Origin of the sequence: Streptomonospora alba (genome assembly GCF_000826685.1) — a bacterium.
Taxonomy (GTDB): domain Bacteria; phylum Actinomycetota; class Actinomycetes; order Streptosporangiales; family Streptosporangiaceae; genus Streptomonospora; species Streptomonospora alba.
Map to the genome: position 1 here is coordinate 40076 of NZ_JROO01000012.1, position 22737 is coordinate 62812.

The window sequence follows — 22737 nt, forward strand, 5'->3', positions numbered from 1 at the left end:
CGGGCACATGTGATCGCTCACAGTGACCGTAGGTACAAGATCAACGGGGTGGCGCGCGCCGACCGCCGTTCGATCCCTCGGCCGATTCGGCTGCGGTCAGCCCCGGGTTCGGATGGCCGGAGATGTGTCAGTAGGTTATGACGGCACGGCACACAATCTGCGAAGGAAGCTCCCCATGACCGAGGTCTTCGCCACAGCCGATCTGATCGACGCGCACGGCGACGCGCTCGCCAGCTGCGAGACGCAGTTCGTCCGGTTCGGCGCACGCCGGGCCTTTCACGGACCGATCGCCACGATCAAGTGCCACGAGGACAACGCACTGGTCAAGGAGCAGCTCGGCCAGCCCGGCGAAGGCTGGGTACTGGTGGTCGACGGCGGCGGATCGCTGCGGACGGCGCTGATGGGCGACCTGATCGCCAAGTCCGCACAGGAGAACGGCTGGGCCGGCGTCGTGATCAACGGCGCGGTACGCGACGTCGCCGAGCTGGCCGAACTGGACCTGGGCATCAAGGCGCTGGGGTCCAACCCGCGCAAGTCGGCCAAGACCGGCGCAGGGGTGCTGGACTCCCCCGTCGCGTTCGGCAACGTGGTCTTCGCTCCCGAGACCTGGCTCTACAGCGACGACGACGGCATCGTCATCAGCGAGGAGAAGCTGGACGTGCCGGGGTAGGTCCCTGGGAGCGACAGGTACCGCAGGCGAGCGGGGGGGAGCGGGTGACCACGCACGAACAGCGGCCGGACCGGGCGGGCGGTGCCGCCCGGCCGCCGGTGCTGGGCGTCGACATCGGCGGCGTGATCATCCACCGGCTGGACGACAGGGACACCTCGTTCTTCGGCGATACGCCCATGCGCACCCCTGCCGTCGACGGAGCGTTCGAGGCGCTCGCCGAGCTGGCACAGCACCCGTTCCAGGGCCGGGTGTACCTGGTCTCCAAGGCCAAGCCGGCCACGGCCGACCGCACGCGGCGCTGGCTGGCCCTGCACGCCTTCGCCGGCCGCACCGGCATCCCCGGCGACCACCTGCACTTCGTCCCCGAGCGCGCCGACAAGGCTCCGATCTGCGAGCGCCTGGGGATCACCCACTTCGTCGACGACAGGATCGACGTCCTGCGCCATCTGGGCACGGTCCCCCACCGCTACCTCTTCACCGGCGGAGGCGGCGCCGACGACGCCCCGGACGAGCTCCCCGACTGGGCGACGCCGTCCACCGCCTGGCCCGAACTGGCCGAGGTCATCCGCCGCTCGGTTCCCGCGGCCAGGGAAGGCCGATAGGCCGGCGCGACCCGGCGCGGCCTCGTACACGACCACGTGCCGGCCCGCCGACGCGGGCCGGCGTCGGCGTGGATCGACCGGCGCCACGGCTGGGGCGCCGCCCCGAGCCGTCGAAGGAGCGGAGCCACGGCGCCGAGTTCCCGTCCACGTCCGCCTGCGCCGACGAGGCGGGCCGGCAGAACGCGTAGCGCCCCGCCGCGGGGGCGGTGGTCCGACCCCGGCATGCCACCGCCCGCGTGGGTGGGGATCGGTCGGCGAACGGCGGGGGGGGGAGAGATGCCCGACGACGAGGACGGCCGGAGGACCTACGGGGCGAACTCCTCGCAGGCGTCGGAGACGATGTCCAGGACCGTTACGGGGTCCGGCAGGGACTGGGGCGGCTGCTCCGGAGAGCGGATCCAGGCGACGGGGTTTCCGGAGGGGAGCATCGAGGGGGCGGCCAGGACGTAGCTGTCGCGGCAGTGCCAGCGCAGTCCGGGGCTCTCCTCGACGCTCTCCGGTACGCAGTCGAGGTGGCAGGACCACCACTCGTCCTCGTCGGCGGGCGATCGGGTGGCCACGAAGAACAGGTAGCGCTGGGCTTCGACCGCGGCGACGGGGCCGGCCTGCACGCCGGAGCGTCCCATCCGGGCCAGCGCCATGACTCCCGCCCCCGCAGGCACGTCGAACACGTCGAAGACCCGTCCGGTGGGCAGGATGACGTTGGCGTCGGGGGTGGCGCCCCACCAGCGGGCGATGGTCGCGGGGTCGGTGGTGGCCTCCCGGCCCCAGGCGGCCGAGACCGGGTGGGCGCCGGGATCGGGACATCCCACGCGGTCGCACCCGCAGGCCCGCCCGGCCGCTCCCGAAGGGGGCGCGCCGCGGCACACCGGCCACCCCAGCTCCGCATAACTCAGTGCCGCGCTCAGCATGCCTTCCGCCGGACGGCGGCGTCTCCGCCGCTGCAGGACCTGGGCCACGTCAGCTTCCCCCTTCGCCTGTCGCCGGTCGATGCCAGTGGTGGGTTCCGCATCCCCCGACCTCGACCGCGATCCGGCGGGGAAACGGTGGCTCCCCCGCTCAGCGGAGCAATCGCGCCGCCTCGGTCGCCCAGTAGGTCAAGATCTGCCCGGCTCCGGCCCGCCTGTAGGACAGCAGGGTTTCCAGGATCACCCGCTCCCGCTCCAGCCAGCCCCGCTCGACGGCCGCTTCGATCATCGCGTATTCGCCGCTGACCTGGTACGCCGACACCGGCACCTGCACGCTGTCGGCCACCCGGGCGACGATGTCCAGGTAGGCCAGGCCGGGTTTGACCATGACCATGTCGGCGCCCTCGGCGATGTCCAGTTCGACCTCGCGCAGCGCCTCCAGGGCGTTGGCGGGGTCCTGCTGGTAGCCGTTGCGGTCGCCGAACTGCGGCGCGCCCTCGGCGGCCTCGCGGAAGGGGCCGTAGAAGGCCGAGGCGTACTTGGCGGCGTAGGCGAGGATCGCGACGCCGGTGTAGCCGGCCTGGTCCAGGGCCGCGCGGATGGCGCCGACCTGGCCGTCCATCATGCCGCTGGGGCCCACGACATCGACGCCGGCGGCCGCCTGGGCGACGGCCACGGCGGCGTAGCGCTCCAGGGTGGCGTCGTTGTCGACCTCGCCGGTGGGGGTGAGCAGGCCGCAGTGCCCGTGGGAGGTGTACTCGTCCAGGCACAGGTCGGCCATGACGACGACGTCGCCGCCCAGGTCGCCGGAGAGGTCGCGCAGCGAGCGCTGCACGACGCCGCCGGGGTCGTCGGCGGACGAGCCGCGCTCGTCCTTGAACTCGGGGATCCCGAACAGCATGATGCCGCCGACGCCGGCCTCGGCGGCTTCCTGGGCGGCCTTGCGGACGCTGTCACGGGTGTGCTGGACGACGCCGGGCATGGACGAGACCGGGTTGGGCTCGCTGATGCCCTCCTTGACGAACACCGGCAGGATGAGTTCCTCGGGCCGCACCCGGGTCTCGGCGACCAGTCGGCGCAGGGCCGGCGTCCGGCGCAGGCGGCGCGGTCGCGCCGCGGGGTATCGAGCGTTCATCCAAGGCTCCCTGGTTACACGGTCTTCCGGCGCCGCCCGCGGCGCTTCTGGCTGGGCTTGAGAGCCGGCTTGCCGGCGGCGACCGCCTCGGCGCGCTGTGCCGCACCGTACTCCGCGAGGGCCTCCGCCAGCGCGGAAACCGAGGTTTTCGGTGCCGTGACATCCACGCGCAGCCCGAACTCCTGGGCGGTCTTGGCCGTTTCGGGGCCGATGACCCCGATCACCGTGGTGTTGTGCGGCTTGCCGGCGATCCCCACGAGATTGCGCACCGTGGAGGAGGACGTGAACAGCACCGCGTCGAAGCCGCCGCCCTTGATCGCCTCGCGGACCGGGGCGGGCGGGGGCGCGGCCCGCACCGTCCGGTAGGCCGTGACGTCGTCGACCTCCCAGCCGAGACCGCTCAGACCCGCTGACAGCGTTTCGGTGGCGATGTCGGCGCGCGGGAGCAGCACCCGCTCGATCGGGTCCAGCTCGGCGTCGTAGGGCGGCCACACCTCGACCAGCCCGGCGCCGGACTGCTGCTCCGGCGGCGGCGTGAGGTCGGGCTGGATACCGAACTCGCGCAGTGCCGCCGCGGTCTGGTCGCCGACGGCGGCGACCTTGACCCCGGCGAAGGCCCGGGCGTCCAGGCCGTACTCCTCGAAGCGCTCCCGAATGGCCTTGACGGCGTTGACGGAGGTGAAGGCCACCCACTGGTAGCGGCCGGTGACCAGGCCGCGCACCGCTCGCTCCATCTGCTGGGGCGTGCGCGGCGGCTCCACCGAGATGGTCGGCACCGACTCGGGCACCGCGCCGTAGCCGTACAGCTGATCCGACAGCCCGGCCGCCTGCTCCTTGGTGCGCGGCACCAGCACCCGCCACCCGAACAGGGGGCGGCCCTCGAACCACGAGGGCTCCTTCTCGCCGGTCACTCCCTTGCCCATGAGGAACAGCGCGGGGGTGGTGACGTTGTGCCCCTTGGCGTCGGCGGCCTTGAGGTCGGCGGGCAGCCGCTGCAGCGTCGAGGCGACCGTGGTCTGCTCGGTGGTGGATCCCATGCGCACGACGGCGACCGGGGTGCTCGCGGGCTTGCCTGCGGCGATGAGCGTCTTGCACAGGCGGTCGAAGCCGGGACCGCTGTGGCGGGCGTCGACGCCTTCGGGGGAGTCGGGGAACATCACGACCAGGCTGGCGTCTCCGTGGGCCAGCCGCTCCCAGTCCAGGTCGGAGTCGGATCCGTCGACGATGCGGGCTTCGCCGACGTCCTCGGGAAGCAGCGGGACTCCGGCGAAGGCGGGCACGGCGGTCGCCGCGGAGAGCCCGGGCACGATCTCGTACTCGATACCCGACTGGCGGCAGGCCGCGGCCAGCTCCGCGCCGCGGCAGCCCAGCAGCGGGTCTCCGCTGTAGAGGCGCACGACGCGCTTGCCCTCGCGGGCATGGCCCACGGCCACGTCGTCGATCTCGCCGCCGCACTCGGCCGGGTCGATGACGGCGACGTCCTCGGGGCAGTGCCGCAGCAGCGGCTCGCGGTATTTGGCCAGCTCGGGTCCGGGCTCGCGGAGGTTGATGACGACGTCGGCCTTGGCGAGCGCCGCTGCGCCCCGCAGAGTCAGCAGCTCGGCATCGCCCGGGCCCGCTCCGACGAGGGCCACGTGCCCGCGCTGGGACGCGCCCGCTGCGTTCGGCGGCGGCTCCTGGTTGGCACTCTGCGGATTCACTGTGCGATCGCTCCTTGCTCTTGCGCTCGGGCGCCCGCGTGGAGCGCCGCGGCCGCAGTGCGCACGCCCCGGTTCCGGCGGCGCGGCCGGGCGGTGCCGTCCGCCGCGCTGCGGCGGCACGGCCCGCGCAATGGTCTGCGGCCTCCTTCAGTCTTCGGATGACGTTGTGGAGTCCTCCGCCGCCTCGGCGACGATGCGGTCGGCCCCTTCGCCGATCATCTCGCGTGCGAGCTCGCGTCCCAGCGAGGACGCGGCCCCGGCCGCGCCTCCGTCGATGGGAACGGAGCGCTCGCGCCGCACCGCCTGGGTTCCGTCGGGTGCCACGACGGCGGCGCGCAGGCGCAGCCGGCCGTCGAGGACCTCGGCGTAGGCGCCGACCGGTGCCGCGCAGCCGGCCTCCAGTTCGGCCAGCACCGTGCGTTCGGCCGTGACCTCAGCGCGGGTGGCCGCGTGGTCGACGGCGGACAGGTAAGCCAGGTCGCCTTCGGCGCGGGAGGTCAGGCACTCCACGGCCAGCGCTCCCTGGCCGGGCGCCGGCAGCATCCGCTCGGGCTCGAAGACCTCGGTCACGTCGTCGAGGCGGCCCACCCGCGCCAGGCCGGCATAGGCCAGCACGACGGCGTCGACCTCTCCCTGGGCGACCTTGCCCAAGCGGGTGCCCGCGTTGCCGCGGATGGGCACGAAGCGCAGATCGGGGCGCAGCGCGGCGAGCTGGGCGACGCGGCGCGGAGAGCCGGTGCCGAGGACGGAGCCGGAGGGCAGGTCGGCGAACGTGCGGCCGTCGCGGGCGCAGAGGGCGTCACGGGGGTCGTCGCGCTCGTAGACGGCGACGACGGTGAGCCCTTCGGCCGGTGCGGTGGGCAGGTCCTTGAGCGAGTGCACCGCGAAGTCGATTCCGCCCGACGCCAGTTGCTCGCGCAGGCTGTTGACGAACACCCCGGTGCCGCCCAGTTGGGTCAGCTGGGCCTGGGTGACGTCGCCGTAGCTGGTGATGAGCTCCAGCTCCACCTTGGTGCCGGTGCGGGCGGTGACGGCGTCGGCCACATGCTGCGACTGGGAGGTGGCCATGGGGCTGCGGCGGGTGCCGAGCCTGGCCGGGCGGTCGGTCACGCTCACCCCTCCTCTGGCGTGCGCTCGACGCGGCTGACGGCGTCCGCGGCGGCGGGGTCGAGATCGAACAGTTCCCGCAGCGCGGCCTCGTAGGAGTGGCCGTCGGGCTCGGCGGCGAGTTCCTTGACGCGCACGGTGGGCTGGTGCAGCAGCTTGTCCACGACGCGGCGCATGGCGTATGTGACCTCGCCGCGGGTCTTGTCGTCGAGCTCGGGCAGGCGCCCCTCCAACCGGTCCAGCTCGGACTCGACGAGGGTGCGGGCCTTGTCGCGCAGCGCGACCACGGTGGGAGCGACGAGCTGGGCGCGGCGCACGCTCTGGTACTCGGCGACCTCCTCGTCGACGATGCCGCGCACGAGCGAGATCGCGCTGGAGCGCTCGGCGGACTCGCCGTCGCCCTCGGCGACCGCCTGGCGCAGGTCTTCGATGTCGACGAGTTCGACGCCGGTCAGCTCGCGCACGCCCGGGTCGATGTCGTGGGGCAGCGCGAGGTCCAGGAACACCAGCGGACGTCCGCCGGAGCGGGCCGCGTGCTCGACCTGGTCCCTGCTGAGGACCAGGCCCTGGGCGCCGGTGCAGGAGACGACCAGGTCGACCTCGGGCAGCACCTCGGCGGCGGCGTCGAAGGGCACAGCACGGCTGCGGATGGGCTCGTAGGCCTCGGTGAGGCACTCGGCCAGGCGCTCGGCACGCTGGTCGGTGCGGTTGGCCACGGTGACCCGGCCGGCCCCTTGGCGAGCCACGGTGTTGGCGGCGAGCGCGCTCATCGATCCGGCGCCCAGGACGAGCACCCGCAGACCGGTGAGCGGCTGGGGTTCGGGCAGCGCGGCGGCGACCTCGGCCGCGCCTGCGGCAGCGGCCATGCCGGCTTCGCCGGGACCGGCCACGGGGCAGCCCGCGGCGTCGGCGGCGGAGAGCTCGGCCGCGCCCGCCACGGGGGCGGCGGCGCCGAGCCGGCGCAGCGCGACGTCGAGCCCGAAGCCGACCATGTCGGCGCCGGCGTGGTCGAGGTGGGTGTCGGTGTGGGCGCGCTTGCCCACGCGCAGGGCCCGCTGACCCAGGTCGTTGAGCACCCGGCCCAGGGTCCCGGCCTGCTGCGCGTCCTTGATCGCGTCGCGCACCTGGCCGAGGATCTGGCCCTCGCCCACGACCATGGAGTCCAGTCCGCAGGTGACGGAGAAGAGGTGCTGGACCGCGCGTTCCTCGTAGTGCACATAGGCGTGCTGGGAGAGCTCGCTGAGGGCGACGCCGGTGTGCCAGGACAGCAGCTCGGTGACGGCTGCGACGGCGGGGTGGAACTTGTCGACGTCGGCGTAGACCTCGGTGCGGTTGCACGTCGAGACCATCAGCGCCTCGTTGACCGAAGGCGCGGCCGCGATCTCGGACATGACCTTCAGCCGCGTCTGCCCCTCCAAGGCGACGCGCTCCAGTAGCGCCACGGGCGAGCTGCGATGGCTCACCCCTACGGCGAGGACACTCATGTGCACTCCAATGCGGGCTGCATTGCGCTGCTCCGTACCTGCTGCGCCTCCCGCGTCCGCGGGCGCGCCCCCTACTGCGGCCGTGCTGCCCCCGGCACGGCCGTTCTCACACCGGCCCCTTCCCGAACGGGTCCAGGCCGGCGTAGCCGTCGGCCTTGCGCTGTTCGTGGAAGGCCAGGATCTGCAGCTCGATGGACAAGTCGACCTTACGCACATCGACGCCCGGAGGCACATTGAGCACCACCGGGGCGAAGTTCAGCACACTGGTGACACCGGCCTCGACGAACCGGTCGCAGACCTCCTGCGCAGCCACCGCGGGCGTGGCGATGACGCCGATCGACACGTTCTCCCTGTCGACAACGTCCTCCAGCGCGTCGATATGCCCGACCGAGAGCCCGGCCACGGTGTCGCCGAGTACAGCGGTGTCGGCGTCCAGCAGGGCCGCGATGCGGAAGCCGCGGGTGCCGAAACCGCCGTAGTTGGCCAAGGCGCGGCCCAGGTTTCCGGCCCCGACGATGGCCACGGACCAGTCCTGCGTGAGACCAAGCTCACGCGAGATCTGGTAGATGAGGTACTCGACCTCGTAGCCGACACCGCGGGTGCCGTAGGAGCCCAGGTGGGAGAGGTCCTTGCGCAGCTTCGCCGAGTTGACGCCGGTGGTCTCCGCCAGGTGCTCGGAGGAGACCGTGAGGATGCCGCGATCGTCGAGCGCCTGCAGCGCACGCAGATACACGGGGAGGCGGGCGACGGTCGCCTCCGGGATTCCCCGATCTCGGGGCCGTGGTTCAGGGGGGGTCACTAGCGTGCGCTCCTGGACGGCGATCGTCACTGACCGGTGCCGACGCGGACCGTGGCCCCCCGCGAGCGCGGTTTCCACCCCCGGCCGGACTGGATTTGCGCACTCAGGTTACGCCCTTGTGAACACGCGCACAAAGTGGGTCGCCCCGTTCCCGGAGGCGCCGGTGCCGATGCCCCGAGCGCCTGCGGCGTGCGCGATCGGCGGGATCAGGACCCGTGTCCGCACACCGCTGCGAGCGCCGCCTCGCCCGTCCCGGGTGTGCGGCCGGAGTCGGTCAGCCGCCGTCGGCGAGCGCGGCCCGCAGCCGCCGCTCGTCCACCCGCCAGAAGTCGTGTTGCACACCGTCGACGAACGTCACAGGGATCTTGTCCCAGTAGTCGTCGCGCTCGGCCTGCGGAGCCGCGTCGAGGTCGCGCACCTCCACCCGCGCACCCGTATCGGCGCAGACCCGCCGGACGACCTCCAGGGCCTCCTCGCACAGGTGGCAGCCGGACCTGCTCAGCAGCGTCACGGTGCGGCCCGCGGCGGCGCCGGCGTCCTCGGCCATGGCTTGCTCCCCCTTCTTCGCACCGGGCCGCGGAGCGCCCCGCCGACAGCGCGGCGCTCCGCGGCCCGGACGGCGCTCATCCGCCGGCGAACGGCGGCAGCACCTCGATGACATATCCCTCGTTCAGCCGTACGGCGGCGTGCGGGCGACCGCCCACGGGGTACTCGTCGACGACGAACGAGGAGCGGTCCAGCACCCGCAGCATGCGGTCGTCGCCGCTGTAGGCGCTGCGTACCGACTCCAGCACGTCGGCCAGCGTGGCACCGCTCACCGGCTCTTCGGACTTTCCCGCGGCTTCTTTGGCCGCGGCCCAGTACCGGATGGTTCCGTTCACCATCGGTCGATTATCCTCGTTGGTCTCGGAGGCAAGCACGTCATCAATTCTCCGCCGGGGGCAATGAGGCCTTCGACACCGCCGCGCGCGGGTTGACGGGAAGAGACCTATGAGTCATCTGCTCCTACTCACGAACTCCAACGAACCGTCGGACCATGTTCTGCCCGCCCTCGGACTCCTCCTGCACTCGGTGCGGGTCTCCCCCGCCGAAGCCGGAGCGCTGCTGACCACCGGCCCGGACCGCCCGTCGAACGCGCCCGTCGACGCCATTCTCGTCGACGCCCGCAGCGACCTCGCCTCGGCGCGCAACCTCTGCCGCCTGCTCGACACGACGGGACTGGACTGCCCGCTCATCGTGCTCCTCACCGAGGGCGGCGTGGCGGCCCTCACTACGGACTGGCAGGCCGACGACTTCCTGCTGACCTCGGCGGGCCCCGCCGAGGTCGAGGCCCGGCTGCGGCTGGCCATCGGCCAGGCCGACACCGGCCCCGACGATCCCGACGAGATCCGCCGCGGCGACCTGGTCATCGACGAGGCCACCTACATCGCCCGCCTGCGCGGCCGCATCCTCGACCTCACGTTCAAGGAGTTCGAGCTGCTGAAGTTCCTCGCTCAGCATCCGGGCCGCGTCTTCACCCGCGCGCAACTGCTCCAGGAGGTGTGGGGATACGACTACTTCGGGGGCACCCGCACGATCGACGTGCACGTGCGACGGCTGCGCGCCAAGCTCGGAAGCGAGCACGAGTCGATGATCGGCACCGTGCGCAACGTCGGCTACCGCTTCGTCCCCGACACCTCGAGCAAGTCGGGCGGCGACTCGGCCGCGCGCGCCCAGGACGCCGAGGAGGACCTCCCCGCGCCCGCGTCGCACCGGCGCTGAGCCCGGGTGGTCGTGCCGTCGTCCGTCCGCGGGACGGGGCCGCCCCCGCCTGCGGTACCGCTCGCGGCGAAGGGGGCGTCGTCGCGGCGGGTGCGCGAAGCTGCGCTGGAGGCCCGCGGACGCGAACGGAAACGCCTCGATGCCGGGGCTCGTCCGCAGGCGCTCGATTGTTTAGGATGCAGGACGAGTCGGCGTGTTGTGACCGATCCCGTGCTCCCCGTGGTCGCCGTAGCGCCCGCCCGATCGGCGGCGCCCTGAACAAGGAGGCCAACGTACATGTCCAGTGGAAAGCGGCTCCCGCCCTCCCGCTTCCCCCTGCCGATGCGTCTGGCCGCCGCGATCCCCCTTGGCACCCTTTTCGCCGGCTCCGGCCTAGTGGGCCTGCCCGCCCCGGCGGCGGCCTCGCCCGATCCGGCGGCGCCCGTGCTCGCCTTCACCCCGGCGGCCGGCGAGGTCGAGCCGGGGGAGACCGTCACGACGACACTGAACATCGCTTCGGGGCAGGCCGAGGGCACGGTCTGCCTGTACGACCTGAGCGTGGACGGCCCGTTCGAGCCGGGCGCGATCCGGGCCACGCCGCCCACGGCCGTCGAGGTCAGCTGGAAGCCGGAGGTGTCGGCCGACATCCACGCCTCGGTCGCCTACGCCGAGGTCGAGGGGGACGAGTGCCCGGAGACGACCGAGGAACTCACCACGGCCCGCACCACCACCCCGTTCACGGTGAAGGTCCACGACCCCGAGCCGTCGCCGTCCCCGGATCCGAGCGAGACGCCCACCCCGTCTCCGGATCCGAGCGAGACCCCGACCCCCTCCCCGGATCCGAGCGAGACGCCCACCCCGTCTCCGGATCCCAGCGAGACACCTGATCCCTCCCCGGACCCCACCACCTCGCCCACCGCCACGCCCGATCCCACCGACTCGCAGAGCACCGACCCCTCGGCCACGAAGAGTCCGCCCGAAGAGGGCGGCCAGGAGTCCGAAGGCGACGGCGGAGACGGCGGCGGCTCTGAAGGCGGATCCGGCGACGGCGGCGGATCCGGGGGCGAGAAGTCCGGCGGCGGTGGCGACGGCGGTTCCGGAGGCGGTTCCGACGGCGGCTCCGGAGGCGGCTCCGGAGGCGGCTCCGGCAACGGAAGCGGATCGGGCGACGGCGGCGGTCCCCGCGGGGCCACGGCGCCCCCGCACAGCCCGGTGACCACCGACGACGGCCCCGGCCTAGGGGCGGACGGCCTCGCCGACATCCCCGGCCTGCCCTCGGGAGGGGACGAGCCGGACGCGCTGGAACCGGACTCCCCCTCCTCCGAAGACGGAGGGCTGGCCGATCTGCCCTCCGTGGAGCCGGGCGAGGACGAGGCCTCGCGCACCACCCAGGTCGCGGCGCGCCAGGACGCCCCCACGTCCATGGTCACGCCCGCCGTGCTGGTGCTCTTCCTGATGCTCCTGCTGCTGTTCTCGATGCCGCTCGCCCCCTCGCGGCGGGTGCGCATCGGCCCCACCTCCTACAAGGGCCGCCGCCGCAGGCACTGAGTCGGCTCCTCGCCCGCTCGCCCGCACCGGGTGGGCGGGCACACGCGGGGCGGCGAGCGATCGGCCGGTTCGCCGCATGCGCCGTAGGCTCGTGCCATGACCCACGTGCGCACCACCGAGACCCTGACATCCGACGAGGCCGCGGCCGTGCTCGCGCTGGCCGAGGCCGCCGGCGACCATGACGGCCTCCCACCGCTGTCGGAGCAGACGCTGCTCCGCGTCCGCCACGGCGTGCGCCCGGGTGCCGCCCGTTTCCATCTCGCCACCGAGCAGCCACCAGGCGGCGAGGACTCCGGCGAACTGGTCGGTTTCGCCTTCGCCGCGCGTACCCCCGACGAGCCCGACTCGGCCGAACTCGTGGTCGCGCCCGGTCGGCGCCGGAAGGGCCACGGAGCCGCGCTGCTGCGTTCGCTGACCGAGGACGCGCCGAGCGCCGGGCTGCGCGTGTGGGCGCACGGCCGCACCGAAGGCGCTGTGGCGCTGGCCGGATCGGCGGGCTGGACCCAGGTGCGAGGGCTGCTGAAGATGCGGATGCGGCTGCGCGGCGACGCGCACCAGCCCGGCGCGGGTGCCGCGCTGCCCGAACCGGTGCTGTCCGACGCCGCCGGCGAGCGGGCGGTGATCCGCACGTTCCGCCCGGGCGCCGACGAGCAGGCGTGGGTCGCGGCGAACGCGGCCGCGTTCGCCGAGCACCCCGAGCAGGGCGGACTGACGCTTGAGGACCTGCACGAACGCGAGAACGAGGACTGGTTCGACCCCGACGGCTTCTTCGTCGCCGAGGACACCGCGACCGGCGCGATCGCCGGGTTCCACTGGACCAAGGTGCACGCCGACGGCGCGGGGCTGGCCGACGAACCGGTGGGCGAGGTCTACGCGGTCGGCGTCGACCCGGCGTGGCGGCGCACCGGGTTGGGGCGCGCACTCACGCTGGTGGGCCTGCGTCATCTGCACGAGCGCGGGCTCCCGTGGGCGCTGCTCTACGTCGACGAGGAGAACCGGGCCGCGGTGCGGTTGTACGAGTCGCTGGGATTCTCGGTGTGGGACGCCGATGTGATGTACGCCGCACGGTAGTCCGCCTTCCGCCGCGTCACCGCGCCCACCTGCGAGTTCGCACACGCGCGGTGACCGGACACCCATCGGCGGTCATGGCCCCTGGTGGCGGTCGGCGTGTCGGCGTGACACGGGGGCCTCCTCGATGTGGTTAACCGCACATCCATCGAAGAGCCGACCTGTCTTCGCGTAGTTTCACGCCCCGGTTCACCCTGCGTTCACCCTGCTTGGGAGATCTGGTCACTTCGTCTGCCTACCTTCGCATTCGGCGAGGTCATCGACCGGGCTCGCCCAAAGGTGACGAAGTCCAGGGAAAGGACGTCGGGGCTGTGAAGCTCTCTAAGTACAGCCAGTTCGCGGGGATCGCCCTCGCCGGGACTCTTGCCCTCACCGCCTGTGGCAGCGACCAGGCGGTCGACCCCGAAAACCAGCAGGCCGCCGGCGACGTGAACTGCGTCGACGGCGGCGGCACGCTCGACGGTGCCGGCGCCAGCTCGCAGGAGAACGCCATGGCGGCCTGGAAGGCCTCCTGGGAAGGCGCCTGCGAGGGTTCCGTCGTCCAGTACGACTCGGTCGGCTCCGGCGCCGGCCGCGAGCAGTTCATCAGCGGCGGCGTAGCCTTCGCCGGCTCCGACGCCGCCCTCAGCGAGGCCGAGACGGAGTCCGCCACCGAGCGCTGCAACGGCTCGGAGGTCGCCAACCTGCCGGCCTACATCTCCCCGATCGCGGTGGCCTTCAACCTCGACGGCATCGACTCCCTCGACCTGACCCCCGAGGTCATCGGGCAGATCTTCAACCAGGAGATCACCAACTGGAACGACGAGGCGATCGCCGACCTCAACCCCGACGCCGACCTGCCCGACCAGGAGATCGTTCCGGTCAACCGCGCCGACGAGTCCGGCACGACCGAGAACTTCGTCGCCTACCTCTCCGAGGCCGCCGGCGACGCCTGGCCGCACGAGGTCAGCGGCAACTGGCCGATCGAGCCGGTCGAGGCAGCGCAGGGCTCCTCCGGCGTGGTCCAGGCCGTCGAGGGCGGTCAGGGCACGATCACCTACGTCGACGCCTCGCACGTGGGCGAACTGGGCACCGCCGCCGTGGGCGGGGGCGACGAATTCGTGGAGTACAGCCCCGAGGCCGCCGCCGCGATCGTCGACGCCTCCGACCCGCGCGAGAGCAACACCGAGAACGACCACGCGATCGACCTCAACTACACGACGGACGAGGCCGGCGTCTACCCGATCGTGCTGATCTCCTACGAGATCGCCTGCATGCAGTACCAGGACCAGCAGGACGCCGACCTGGTCAAGAGCTTCCTGAACTACGTGGTCAGTGAGGAGGGCCAGCAGGCCGCGGCTGAAGAGGCCGGCTCCGCTCCGATCAGCCAGGCGACCCGGGACAAGCTGCTGAACACCATCGAGCAGATCTCCGCGGGCGCCTGATCGCCCCTTCGCAGACCTCCTCCGCCGAGGCGGGGCGCGCACCCGGTGCGGGTCCCGCCGTCGGCGGTTTCGGCATGTCCGCCAGGCACCGTGCCCGGTGGCCGAGTACACCCGACCGTGTGCCGGACCACCACCTGACAACCAGCACAATGTCTTCCGACAGCGCGCACCGGCCGGCACCCCATGCCGGCCGCCCGCCGCCCGCTTCATCCGCCCGGTGGCGATCCACGACCGAATTCGACCGGAGCCTTACATGACAACCACGGACTCGTCTGAGACGGCCGTAGCCCCGAGGGGCAAACGCCGGCTGGGCGATCTCGTCTTCGCCAACTCCGCTCGGGGAGCGGGCCTGCTGATCCTGGCGATCCTGGCGGGCGTCGCCCTCTTCCTGATCGTCCAGTCCCTCAGCTCGCTGACGGCCAACGAGGGAAACTTCTTCACCAGCAGTGAATGGAGCCCCGAGGCCGGTCCGGGCGAGGAGGTGCGGTTCGGCGTCGCCGCGCTTGCGTTCGGAACCGTGCTCGGCGCCGCCATCGCCCTTGTGCTGGCCACCCCGGTCGCCGTCGGGATCGCGCTGTTCATCGTCTACTACGCCCCGCGGCGCCTCGCCGCGCTGCTCGGTTACCTCGTGGACCTGCTGGCCGCCATCCCCAGCGTGGTCTACGGCCTGTGGGGCCTGGTCTACCTCGTCGACCAGCTCCAGCCCCTCTACCGGTTCATGGCCGAGTACCTGGGATGGATTCCGCTGTTCGCCGGCCCGGTCTCCTCCACCGGCAGGACCATGCTCAGCGCCGGGATCGTGCTCGCGGTGATGATCCTGCCGATCATCACCGCGATGGCGCGCGACGTGTTCACCCAGGTGCCCCAGACCCACCGCGAGGCGGCGCTGGCGCTGGGCGCCACCCGCTGGGAGATGATCCGCACCGCGGTGCTGCCGTTCGGGCGGCCCGGCGTCATCGGCGGCGCGATGCTCGGCATGGGCCGGGCGCTGGGCGAGACGATGGCCGTCGCGATGATCCTCTCCCCCTCGCTGGTCATCTCCCCCAACGTGCTGCAGAGCGGAAACCAGACCATCGCCGCGCACATCGCGCTGCAGTACCCGGAGGCGACGGGCACCGGCGTCTCCGCCCTGATCGCCGCCGGCCTGGTCCTGTTCGGGATCACCCTGGCCGTGAACATGGCCGCCCGCTTCGTCGTCTCGCGGCGCAAGGAGTTCACCGAATGACCACCGCAACCCAGCCGACCGCCACGGGCAGCTCCGGCGAGGGGCCCGACATCCAGAGCTCGGGGCTCTACTCCCGCCAGCTTCCGACATACTTCCCGGCCGCGCTGCTTGTGGTCTGCGCGGCCGTCGCCTCGGGCGCCTTCTTCCTGCTCGGCGCCTTCCACCCGGTACCGGTGGCGGCGGTGACCGCCATCGGCTACCTGGTGGCGGTCACGACGTCCTCGGCCGTGGTCGAGAACAACCGCCGTGCCAAGGACCGACTGGTCACCGGCGTCGTCTACTGCTGCTTCGCCATCGCCGTCGTGCCGCTGATCTCGCTGCTGTCGACAGTGGTGGTCTTCGGCATCGAGCGGTTCGACCTGTACTTCCTGAGCGTGTCCATGAACGGCGTCATCCCGAGCATGGACGCCGGCGGCGTCTACCACGCCATCGTGGGGACCCTGGTGATCACCGGCCTGGCGACGGTGATCTCGGTGCCCATCGGCCTGATGACCGCCGTCTACGTCGTGGAGTACGGGCGCGGCCGCCTCAAGCAGGCCATCACCTTCTTCGTCGACGTCATGACGGGCATCCCCTCGATCGTCGCGGGCCTGTTCGTGGTCGCCTTGTGGATCATGGTCTTCGGCCCCGGCCAGACCAACGGCCTGGCCGGGGCGATCGCGCTGTCGGTGCTGATGATCCCCGTCGTGGTGCGCTCCAGCGAGGAGATGCTGCGGCTCGTGCCCAACGAGCTCCGCGAGGCCGCTTACGCGCTGGGCGTGCCCAAGTGGCTGACCATCGTGAAGGTGGTGCTGCCCACCGCCGTGGCCGGGCTGACCACGGGAATCATCCTCGCGCTGGCCCGTGTTATCGGGGAGACGGCACCGCTGATCCTCACCGCGGGCATGGCTTCGACGCGGATCAACGCAAACCCGGTGGAAGGCGACATGATGAGCCTGCCGGTCTACATCTACAAGGCGGTTCGCGACATGGGCCTCTCCGGCGAGGCCGGAGTCTACGCCGAGGAGCGCGCGTGGGCCGCTGCGCTGACGCTGATCCTGGTGGTCATGCTGCTGTTCCTCACCGCCCGCCTGGTGTCGCGCTTCCTCTCGCCCGGCAAGGGATGACGGCCGCACCCGCCCGACCAGCCCGTTCAACCCGACTCACCTGACTGAGGACATCCAGTGGCCAAGCGAATCGACGTCTCCGACCTGAACGTCTACTACGGCGACTTCAAGGCGGTCGAGGACGTGACCATGACCGTCGAGCCGCGCTCGGTGACCGCCTTCATCGGATCCTCGGGCTGCGGCAAGTCGACGTTTCTGCGCACGCTCAACCGCATGCACGAGGTCACCCCCGGCGCCCGTGTCCAGGGCAAAGTCATGCTCGACAACCTGGACGTCTACGACCACTCCGTCGACCCGGTGTCCGTCCGGCGCGAGATCGGGATGGTCTTCCAGCGCGCCAACCCGTTCCCGACCATGTCGATCTACGACAACGTGATCGCCGGGGCCAAGCTGAACAACCAGCGGATGAGCAAGAGCCGCTCCGACGAGATCGTCGAGCGCTCGCTGCGTGACGCCAACCTGTGGGAAGAGGTCAAGGACCGGCTGAACAAGCCGGGGGCGGGCCTCTCCGGCGGGCAGCAGCAGCGCCTGTGCATCGCCCGCGCCACGGCCGTGGAGCCGGCGGTGCTGCTGATGGACGAGCCCTGCTCGGCACTGGACCCGATCTCCACGCTGGCGATCGAGGACCTGATCGCCAAGCTCAAGGAGAACTACACCATCGTCATCGTGACGCACAACATGCAGCAGGCGGCCCGGGTCAGCGACCGCACGGCCTTCTTCAACCTGGCCGGCACCGGCCAGCCGGGGCGGCTGATCGAGATGGGCGACACCAACAAGATCTTCACCAAGCCCGACAAGAAGGAGACCGAGAACTACATCACCGGCCGGTTCGGGTAACCCGGTCGTGTCGAAGCCGGCGGGCGCCGGCGGAGCGGGGGCTCCGCCGGCGCCCGCCTTCGTTTCCGGACCCGCCGCTGCCTCCGAGGGGGTGTGCGGAGGTCAGGTGGGCAGCGCCGTGCCCAGCACCAAGTAGGCCAGGATGGCCACGGCGGCGGCTCCGGGCACCGTGGCCAGCCAGACGGCCACGATGTCGCCCGCCACGCCCCAGCGCACCGCGGACAGCCGGCGGGTGGCGCCCACGCCGACGATCGCCGAGGTGATCATGTGGGTGTTGGAGATGGGCACCTGCCAGATGAACGAGGTGGCGTACGAAACCGCGGCCACGGTGCTCTCCGCGGCGAAGCCCCGCGGCGCGTCCAGCTTGATCACCCGCCGCCCCAGGGTGCGCATGATCCGCCAGCCGCCGGTGAGCGTGCCCAGCGCCATCGCGCCCGCGGCCGCGCACACGGTCCACAGCGGAACGTCGTAGGAGTCCTGATAGCCGGTGGCGACCAGGGCCAGGACCACCACGCCCATGGTCTTCTGGGCGTCCTGCAGCCCGTGGCCCAGCGCCATCGCCGCCGCCGACGCGCTCTGGGCGATCTTGAAGCCGCGGGTCATGCGCTGCACGTTGGTGCGGCGGAACACCCACATGATCGCCACCATGGCGAAGAACCCCAGCAGCAGGCCGATCATCGGCGACAGCACCATCGGCAGGGCGAAGTTGGCGGCCGCACCGCTCCAGCGCACCGCGGTCGTCGAGGCCAGCGCCGCGCCGATCATCCCGCCGACCAGGGCGTGGGAGGACGACGAAGGCATCCCCTTGTACCAGGTGACCACGTTCCAGGTGATGGCGCCGATCAGCGCCGCCAGCAGCACGACGGGACCGGCCGGGCCCTCGGGCGGGGTGATGATGTCGCGGCTGATGGTGCGGGCGACCCCCTCACCGAGGAACGCACCGATCACGTTCATACACGCCGCCATGGTCACAGCGGCGCGTGGCCCCAGGGTCCGGGTCGATACGGCCGTGGCCAGGGAGTTGGGGGCGTCGTGGAAGCCGTTGGTGAATGCGAACACGAGCGCGGCGAACAGCACCGCGCTCAGCATCGCGGTTTCGAGGGGCACGTCGGAGCCAAGCGTTGCGATCGGCGGGGTCAGGATTCCTTGACGGCGATGCTCTCGACCGTATTGGCGACGTGTTCGAAGGCGTCGGCCGCGGTCTCCAGCTCCTCGATGACGTCCTTCAACTTGAGCACGGTCAGGGCGTCGTACTCACCGCTGAACAGTTTGGCCAGCAGGCGGCGGTAGATCTGGTCGGCCTGGTTCTCCAGTTGGTTGATCTCGATCCAGTAGCGGGTGAGGTCCTTCATCGTGCGCAGCCGGGGCATCGCCTCGGCGGTCAGCTCCGCGGCGCGCTCCAGCACCTCGATCTGATCGATGATGCCCTTGGGGAGGCGGTCCAGGCCGTAGAGGCCGACCAGGTCGACCGCCGCCTCCATGGAGTCCATGACGTCGTCGAGCGACGAGGCCAGCCGGTAGATGTCCTCGCGGTCGAAGGGCGTGACGAAGCTCTCGTTGAGCCTCCGCATGATCGCGTGGGTCCGATCGTCGCCGGCGTGCTCGCAGGCGCGCATCTTCTCGGCGATGGCATCGCGGTCGGCGCCCTCGCTGATGAGTTCCACCAGCAGGCGCGAAGCGATGACGAGATTGTTCGCGGAGTCGGCGAACATCTCGAAGTAGCTGTCATCACGCGGGGTCAGGCGCAGACGCACATCAATCTCCCGAAGTGCGGTGATCGTCCTCAGGGATGCTACGGGCACTAATCCGACAAAATGGTCACAACTGGGCTTCAGACGCGACCGCGCGGCACCCCCGTACCGCCACCCGGGGGCGTTGGATCCCTTGTTCAGTTGGACCGAGTCAGCGGCTGCGAATGCCGACGTCGTGGAGCGTTCATCCTATCCTCGCCGCCTCGGCGCGGTACCGGCCGCCGCGGGCGGCCACTGTCGCGGACACGTCAAGAGGCGATGCGCGGACGCGACGCGAATCACATGACGTGCTGCGGCCACGCCCCACCGCGTCCCTGCGGCGGCACGGCGCGTTCACGCACAAGTCCGCGCGCCTTCCCCCGCCCGACAGTTTCCCCTGGGCCGGGGCATTCGGCAAGCTTTCGCGAACAATGCCCGGCCTTCCGCCCCACGGCGCCGATTCGGGTCGGATACGGACGCGGCGGGAGTGCCTATCCTCAAGGGCATGCCGGCCAAGACCACCGCTGCCCAGCGGCGCCAAGCCGCACTGCGCGAGGCCCTCGACACCCAGCTCGCGGCGCTGGGCGAGGCGCCCTACTCCGGCCCCGACCGGCCCTCCCCCGTGCTCAGCGCCTGCGTCGGCGCCGTCCTGCGCGCCCGCTCCGAGGGCGCCCAGCCCGTGCGCTCGGCGGTCAAGGCCGCCGTCCGCGGCACCCTGGCCGAGCTCGCCGAGCGCGCCCCCGGCCACAGCCTGGAGGTGCGCGTGCCGCCCTACGGCGCGGTGCAGGTCGTCGAAGGCCCTCGGCACACCCGCGGGACTCCGCCGGGCGTAGTCGAGACCGAGCCGCTGACCTGGCTCGCCTTGGCCGCGGGCACGACCTCCTGGCAGGAGGCGGTGGACGCCCACGCCGTAAGCGCCAGCGGCACCCGCGCCGACCTGGCCGGACTGCTGCCGCTGTGGCCGAGCGGCGGGGCCGGTGGATACAGCGCCGACGGCCAGCGACTAAGCTGAGGGGCGTGGCGCAACCCGACGGCCGGCTCACGACAGACCTCGACCCGCACGAACGCGCACCTCAGGACGCCTGCGGGGTGTTCGGAGTCTGGGCTCCCGGCGAAGAAGTCAGCAAGCTCACCTACTTCGGCCTCTACGCATTGCAGCACCGCGGCCAAGAGTCCGCGGGGATCGCGCTCAGCGACGGCGAGCGCATCGTCGTCTACAAGGACATGGGACTGGTCTCCCAGGTCTTCAACGAGGCCACTCTCGACTCCCTCCACGGGCACCTGGCGATCGGCCACTGCCGCTACTCCACGACCGGCTCGCCCGTGTGGGAGAACGCGCAGCCGACGTTCTACACCGCACGCGAGGGCGGCCTGGCGCTGGGGCACAACGGCAACCTCATCAACACGCCCGAGCTCGCCGCGATGCTGCCCAACGAGCGGCGCGCGGCCACCACCGACACCGAGGTGCTCACCGGCCTGCTGGCCGCCAACCCCGACCGCAGCACCGAGGAATCGGCCATGGAGCTGCTGCCCCAGGTGCGCGGCGCCTTCTCGCTCGCGTTCATGGACGAGGGCACCCTCTACGCCGCCCGCGACCCCCAGGGCGTCCGCCCGTTCGTGCTGGGACGGCTGGAGAACGGCTGGGCCGTGGCCAGCGAGACCGCGGCTCTGGACATCGTCGGCGCCGCCTACGAGCGCGAGATCGAGCCCGGCGAGCTGATCACCGTCGACGAGCGCGGCGTGCGCTCGCGCCGGTTCGCCCCCGCCCAGCCCAAGGGCTGCCTGTTCGAGTACGTCTATCTGGCCCGGCCCGACACCACCATCGCCGGCCGCAACGTCAACTCCAGCCGCGTCGAGGTGGGTCGCCGCCTGGCCGAAGGGCACCCGGCGGAGGCCGATCTGGTCATCCCGGTCCCGGAATCGGGCACGCCCGCCGCGGTGGGCTACGCCGACGCCAGCGGAATCCCCTTCGCCCAAGGGCTGGTGAAGAACTCCTATGTGGGCCGGACGTTCATCCAGCCCAGCCAGACCCTGCGCGAGCTCGGCATCCGGCTCAAGCTCAACCCGCTGCGCGAGGTGATCGCGGGCCGGCGGCTGGTCGTGGTCGACGACTCCATCGTGCGCGGCAACACCCAGCGGGCGCTGGTACGCATGCTGCGCGAGGCCGGCGCCGCCGAGGTGCACGTGCGCATCTCCAGTCCGCCGGTGATGTGGCCGTGCTACTACGGCGTCGACTTCGCCACCAAGACCGAGCTGCTCGCGGGCAATCTCTCCACCGAGGAGATCCGCGCCTCGATCGGCGCCGACTCGCTGGCCTTCGTCGAGCTGGACGCGCTCGTCGAGGCCACCGAGGTGCCCAAGGACCGGCTGTGCCGTGCCTGCTTCGACGGCGTCTACCCCATCGAGGTCGACGAGGGCTCCCGGGGCAAGTACCTGCTGGAGAAGCCCTGCGGCGGCACCGCCGAGCGGCCGCTGGCCGGCGGCAGGCGCTGAGCTCCGCGTCCCCGCGGGGCGGGAGCCGCCCGCCGGCGGGGTCCGCGCGCGCAAGCGCCGCCCCACGATCGCAACGAGTTGAGAGGTTTCGCGTGGCACAGGGTGCAGAGACGACGTCGGCGTATGCGTCCGCCGGCGTGGACATCGCGGCCGGCGATCGCGCTGTCGCTCTGATGAAGGAGCACCTCGCGCGCGCCGGGCGCCCCGAGGTCGTCGCCGACTCCAGCGGTTTCGCCGGACTGTTCCGGCTCGACGCCGCCAAGAGGTACCGCTCGCCGCTGCTGGCCACCTCCACCGACGGCGTCGGCACCAAGGCGACGATCGCCCAGCGCTGCGACCGCCACGACACCCTCGGCCGGGACCTGGTCGGCATGGTCGTCGACGACCTGGTGGTCTGCGGGGCCGAGCCGCTGTTCATGACCGACTACATCGCCTGCGGCAAGGTGGTGCCCGAGCGCATCGCCGATCTGGTGGCCGGGATCGCCGAGGGCTGCCGCCAGGCCGGGTGCGCGCTCGTGGGCGGTGAGACCGCCGAGCACCCCGGCACGATGCGCGCCGACGAGTACGACCTGGCCGGAGCCGGCACCGGGATCGTCGAGGAGGACGCGGTTCTGGGCCCGCACCGGGTCCGCGAGGGCGACGCCGTCATCGCGATGGCCTCTTCGGGCCTGCACTCCAACGGCTACTCGCTGGTGCGCCGCGTCATCGACGAGGCGGGAATGCGGCTGGACGCTTACGTGCCCGAACTGAGCGCCGAGTTGGGCGAGGAGCTGCTGAGGCCCACCCGGATCTACGCCGCGGACTGCCTGGCGCTGGTGGAGGAGACCGAGGTGCACGCCTTCGCCCACATCACCGGGGGCGGCCTGGCCGCCAACCTGGCGCGCTCGCTGCCCGAGGGCCACGACGCGGTGGTGAACCGCTCGACGTGGACGCCGCCGGCGGTGTTCTCCTTCGTCGCCGAGCGCGGATCGGTGTCGCAGTCCGACATGGAGGCGGCGTTCAACATGGGCGTGGGAATGGCCGCCGTCGTTCCCGTGGCCTCGGTGGAGCGCACGCTGGCGGTGCTGAGCGAGCGGGGGCTGCCTGCGTGGCAGGCGGGCTCGATCGTGGCCGGAAGCGGAGAGACGCGGCTCGAAGGCGCTTATGCGTGAGACGGACCGG

Annotated in this window: 22 protein-coding genes; 12 read left to right on the plus strand and 10 right to left on the minus strand. The window is 71.9% G+C overall.

Annotation, left to right across the window (positions count from 1 at the left end):
- Nucleotides 1-175 precede the first annotated feature (175 nt).
- Nucleotides 176-670, plus strand: coding sequence for a ribonuclease E activity regulator RraA (gene rraA / locus LP52_RS07745; RefSeq protein WP_040271986.1), 495 nt, complete (start codon nucleotides 176-178; stop codon nucleotides 668-670).
- A gap of 44 nt (nucleotides 671-714) precedes the next feature.
- Nucleotides 715-1272: a hypothetical protein gene (locus LP52_RS07750; RefSeq protein ID WP_238580781.1), complete on the plus strand. Its 558-nt coding sequence runs from the start codon at nucleotides 715-717 to the stop codon at nucleotides 1270-1272.
- A 305-nt stretch (nucleotides 1273-1577) separates the two neighbouring features.
- Here the strand turns inward: LP52_RS07750 and LP52_RS07755 are convergent, their stop codons facing one another.
- From LP52_RS07755 to LP52_RS07790, 8 genes are all read right to left on the minus strand, one after another.
- A complete protein-coding gene (locus LP52_RS07755; RefSeq protein WP_040271987.1) occupies nucleotides 1578-2231 on the minus strand; it encodes a bifunctional DNA primase/polymerase in 654 nt (217 codons plus the stop codon).
- A gap of 100 nt (nucleotides 2232-2331) precedes the next feature.
- Nucleotides 2332-3315, minus strand: coding sequence for a porphobilinogen synthase (hemB, locus tag LP52_RS07760; protein WP_040271989.1), 984 nt, complete (start codon nucleotides 3313-3315; stop codon nucleotides 2332-2334).
- 14 nt (nucleotides 3316-3329) lie between these two features.
- The gene (locus tag LP52_RS07765) at nucleotides 3330-5015 is read right to left on the minus strand and encodes a bifunctional uroporphyrinogen-III C-methyltransferase/uroporphyrinogen-III synthase (protein WP_040271990.1); all 1686 of its coding nucleotides are present in this window, start codon (nucleotides 5013-5015) and stop codon (nucleotides 3330-3332) included.
- 147 nt (nucleotides 5016-5162) lie between these two features.
- Nucleotides 5163-6125, minus strand: coding sequence for a hydroxymethylbilane synthase (gene hemC, locus LP52_RS07770; RefSeq protein ID WP_040271992.1), 963 nt, complete (start codon nucleotides 6123-6125; stop codon nucleotides 5163-5165).
- A 2-nt stretch (nucleotides 6126-6127) separates the two neighbouring features.
- Nucleotides 6128-7606, minus strand: coding sequence for a glutamyl-tRNA reductase (locus LP52_RS07775; protein ID WP_040271993.1), 1479 nt, complete (start codon nucleotides 7604-7606; stop codon nucleotides 6128-6130).
- Nucleotides 7607-7712: 106 nt separating this feature from the next.
- Nucleotides 7713-8405: a redox-sensing transcriptional repressor Rex gene (locus LP52_RS07780; RefSeq protein WP_052809579.1), complete on the minus strand. Its 693-nt coding sequence runs from the start codon at nucleotides 8403-8405 to the stop codon at nucleotides 7713-7715.
- A 274-nt stretch (nucleotides 8406-8679) separates the two neighbouring features.
- Nucleotides 8680-8952, minus strand: coding sequence for a glutaredoxin family protein (locus LP52_RS07785; protein WP_040271997.1), 273 nt, complete (start codon nucleotides 8950-8952; stop codon nucleotides 8680-8682).
- Nucleotides 8953-9028: 76 nt separating this feature from the next.
- The gene (locus LP52_RS07790) at nucleotides 9029-9289 is read right to left on the minus strand and encodes a MoaD/ThiS family protein (protein WP_040271999.1); all 261 of its coding nucleotides are present in this window, start codon (nucleotides 9287-9289) and stop codon (nucleotides 9029-9031) included.
- 106 nt (nucleotides 9290-9395) lie between these two features.
- Between LP52_RS07790 and LP52_RS07795 the strand changes: the two genes are divergently transcribed.
- The 7 genes from LP52_RS07795 to pstB all read left to right on the plus strand — a co-directional run bounded on the left by LP52_RS07795 (nucleotide 9396) and on the right by pstB (nucleotide 17353).
- A complete protein-coding gene (locus LP52_RS07795) occupies nucleotides 9396-10166 on the plus strand; it encodes a winged helix-turn-helix transcriptional regulator (protein ID WP_040272001.1) in 771 nt (256 codons plus the stop codon).
- A gap of 276 nt (nucleotides 10167-10442) precedes the next feature.
- Nucleotides 10443-11693, plus strand: coding sequence for a hypothetical protein (locus LP52_RS25710; protein ID WP_157036257.1), 1251 nt, complete (start codon nucleotides 10443-10445; stop codon nucleotides 11691-11693).
- Between the two features lie 96 nt (nucleotides 11694-11789).
- Nucleotides 11790-12764, plus strand: a complete 975-nt coding sequence (mshD, locus tag LP52_RS07805; RefSeq protein WP_040272003.1) for a mycothiol synthase — start codon at nucleotides 11790-11792, stop codon at nucleotides 12762-12764.
- 308 nt (nucleotides 12765-13072) lie between these two features.
- Nucleotides 13073-14185 carry a phosphate ABC transporter substrate-binding protein PstS gene (pstS, locus tag LP52_RS07810; RefSeq protein ID WP_040272005.1) on the plus strand — a complete coding sequence of 371 codons (1113 nt, stop codon included), beginning with the start codon at nucleotides 13073-13075 and terminating at the stop codon, nucleotides 14183-14185.
- Between the two features lie 253 nt (nucleotides 14186-14438).
- Nucleotides 14439-15410: a phosphate ABC transporter permease subunit PstC gene (gene pstC / locus LP52_RS07815; protein ID WP_040272007.1), complete on the plus strand. Its 972-nt coding sequence runs from the start codon at nucleotides 14439-14441 to the stop codon at nucleotides 15408-15410.
- Nucleotides 15407-16516 carry a phosphate ABC transporter permease PstA gene (gene pstA / locus LP52_RS07820; RefSeq protein WP_040272009.1) on the plus strand — a complete coding sequence of 370 codons (1110 nt, stop codon included), beginning with the start codon at nucleotides 15407-15409 and terminating at the stop codon, nucleotides 16514-16516. The genes pstC and pstA overlap by 4 nt, the downstream gene beginning before the upstream one ends.
- A 57-nt stretch (nucleotides 16517-16573) precedes the next feature.
- Entirely contained in the window at nucleotides 16574-17353 is a 780-nt protein-coding gene (pstB, locus tag LP52_RS07825; protein ID WP_040272011.1) for a phosphate ABC transporter ATP-binding protein PstB, read from the plus strand.
- A gap of 102 nt (nucleotides 17354-17455) precedes the next feature.
- Here pstB and LP52_RS07830 read toward each other — a convergent pair whose 3' ends face one another.
- Both LP52_RS07830 and LP52_RS07835 read right to left on the minus strand, forming a co-directional pair.
- The gene (locus LP52_RS07830; protein WP_274518794.1) at nucleotides 17456-18460 is read right to left on the minus strand and encodes an inorganic phosphate transporter; all 1005 of its coding nucleotides are present in this window, start codon (nucleotides 18458-18460) and stop codon (nucleotides 17456-17458) included.
- A 29-nt stretch (nucleotides 18461-18489) separates the two neighbouring features.
- Nucleotides 18490-19107, minus strand: a complete 618-nt coding sequence (locus LP52_RS07835) for a DUF47 domain-containing protein (protein WP_040272014.1) — start codon at nucleotides 19105-19107, stop codon at nucleotides 18490-18492.
- A gap of 481 nt (nucleotides 19108-19588) precedes the next feature.
- Here LP52_RS07835 and LP52_RS07840 point away from each other — a divergent pair, with 481 nt between their 5' ends.
- The 3 genes from LP52_RS07840 to purM all read left to right on the plus strand — a co-directional run bounded on the left by LP52_RS07840 (nucleotide 19589) and on the right by purM (nucleotide 22727).
- Complete coding sequence (locus LP52_RS07840) at nucleotides 19589-20095, plus strand: sterol carrier family protein (RefSeq protein WP_052809581.1); 507 nt, start codon at nucleotides 19589-19591, stop codon at nucleotides 20093-20095.
- Nucleotides 20096-20100: 5 nt separating this feature from the next.
- Nucleotides 20101-21576: an amidophosphoribosyltransferase gene (gene purF / locus LP52_RS07845; RefSeq protein WP_040272016.1), complete on the plus strand. Its 1476-nt coding sequence runs from the start codon at nucleotides 20101-20103 to the stop codon at nucleotides 21574-21576.
- A gap of 92 nt (nucleotides 21577-21668) precedes the next feature.
- Complete coding sequence (purM, locus tag LP52_RS07850) at nucleotides 21669-22727, plus strand: phosphoribosylformylglycinamidine cyclo-ligase (RefSeq protein ID WP_040272017.1); 1059 nt, start codon at nucleotides 21669-21671, stop codon at nucleotides 22725-22727.
- Nucleotides 22728-22737 lie beyond the last annotated feature (10 nt).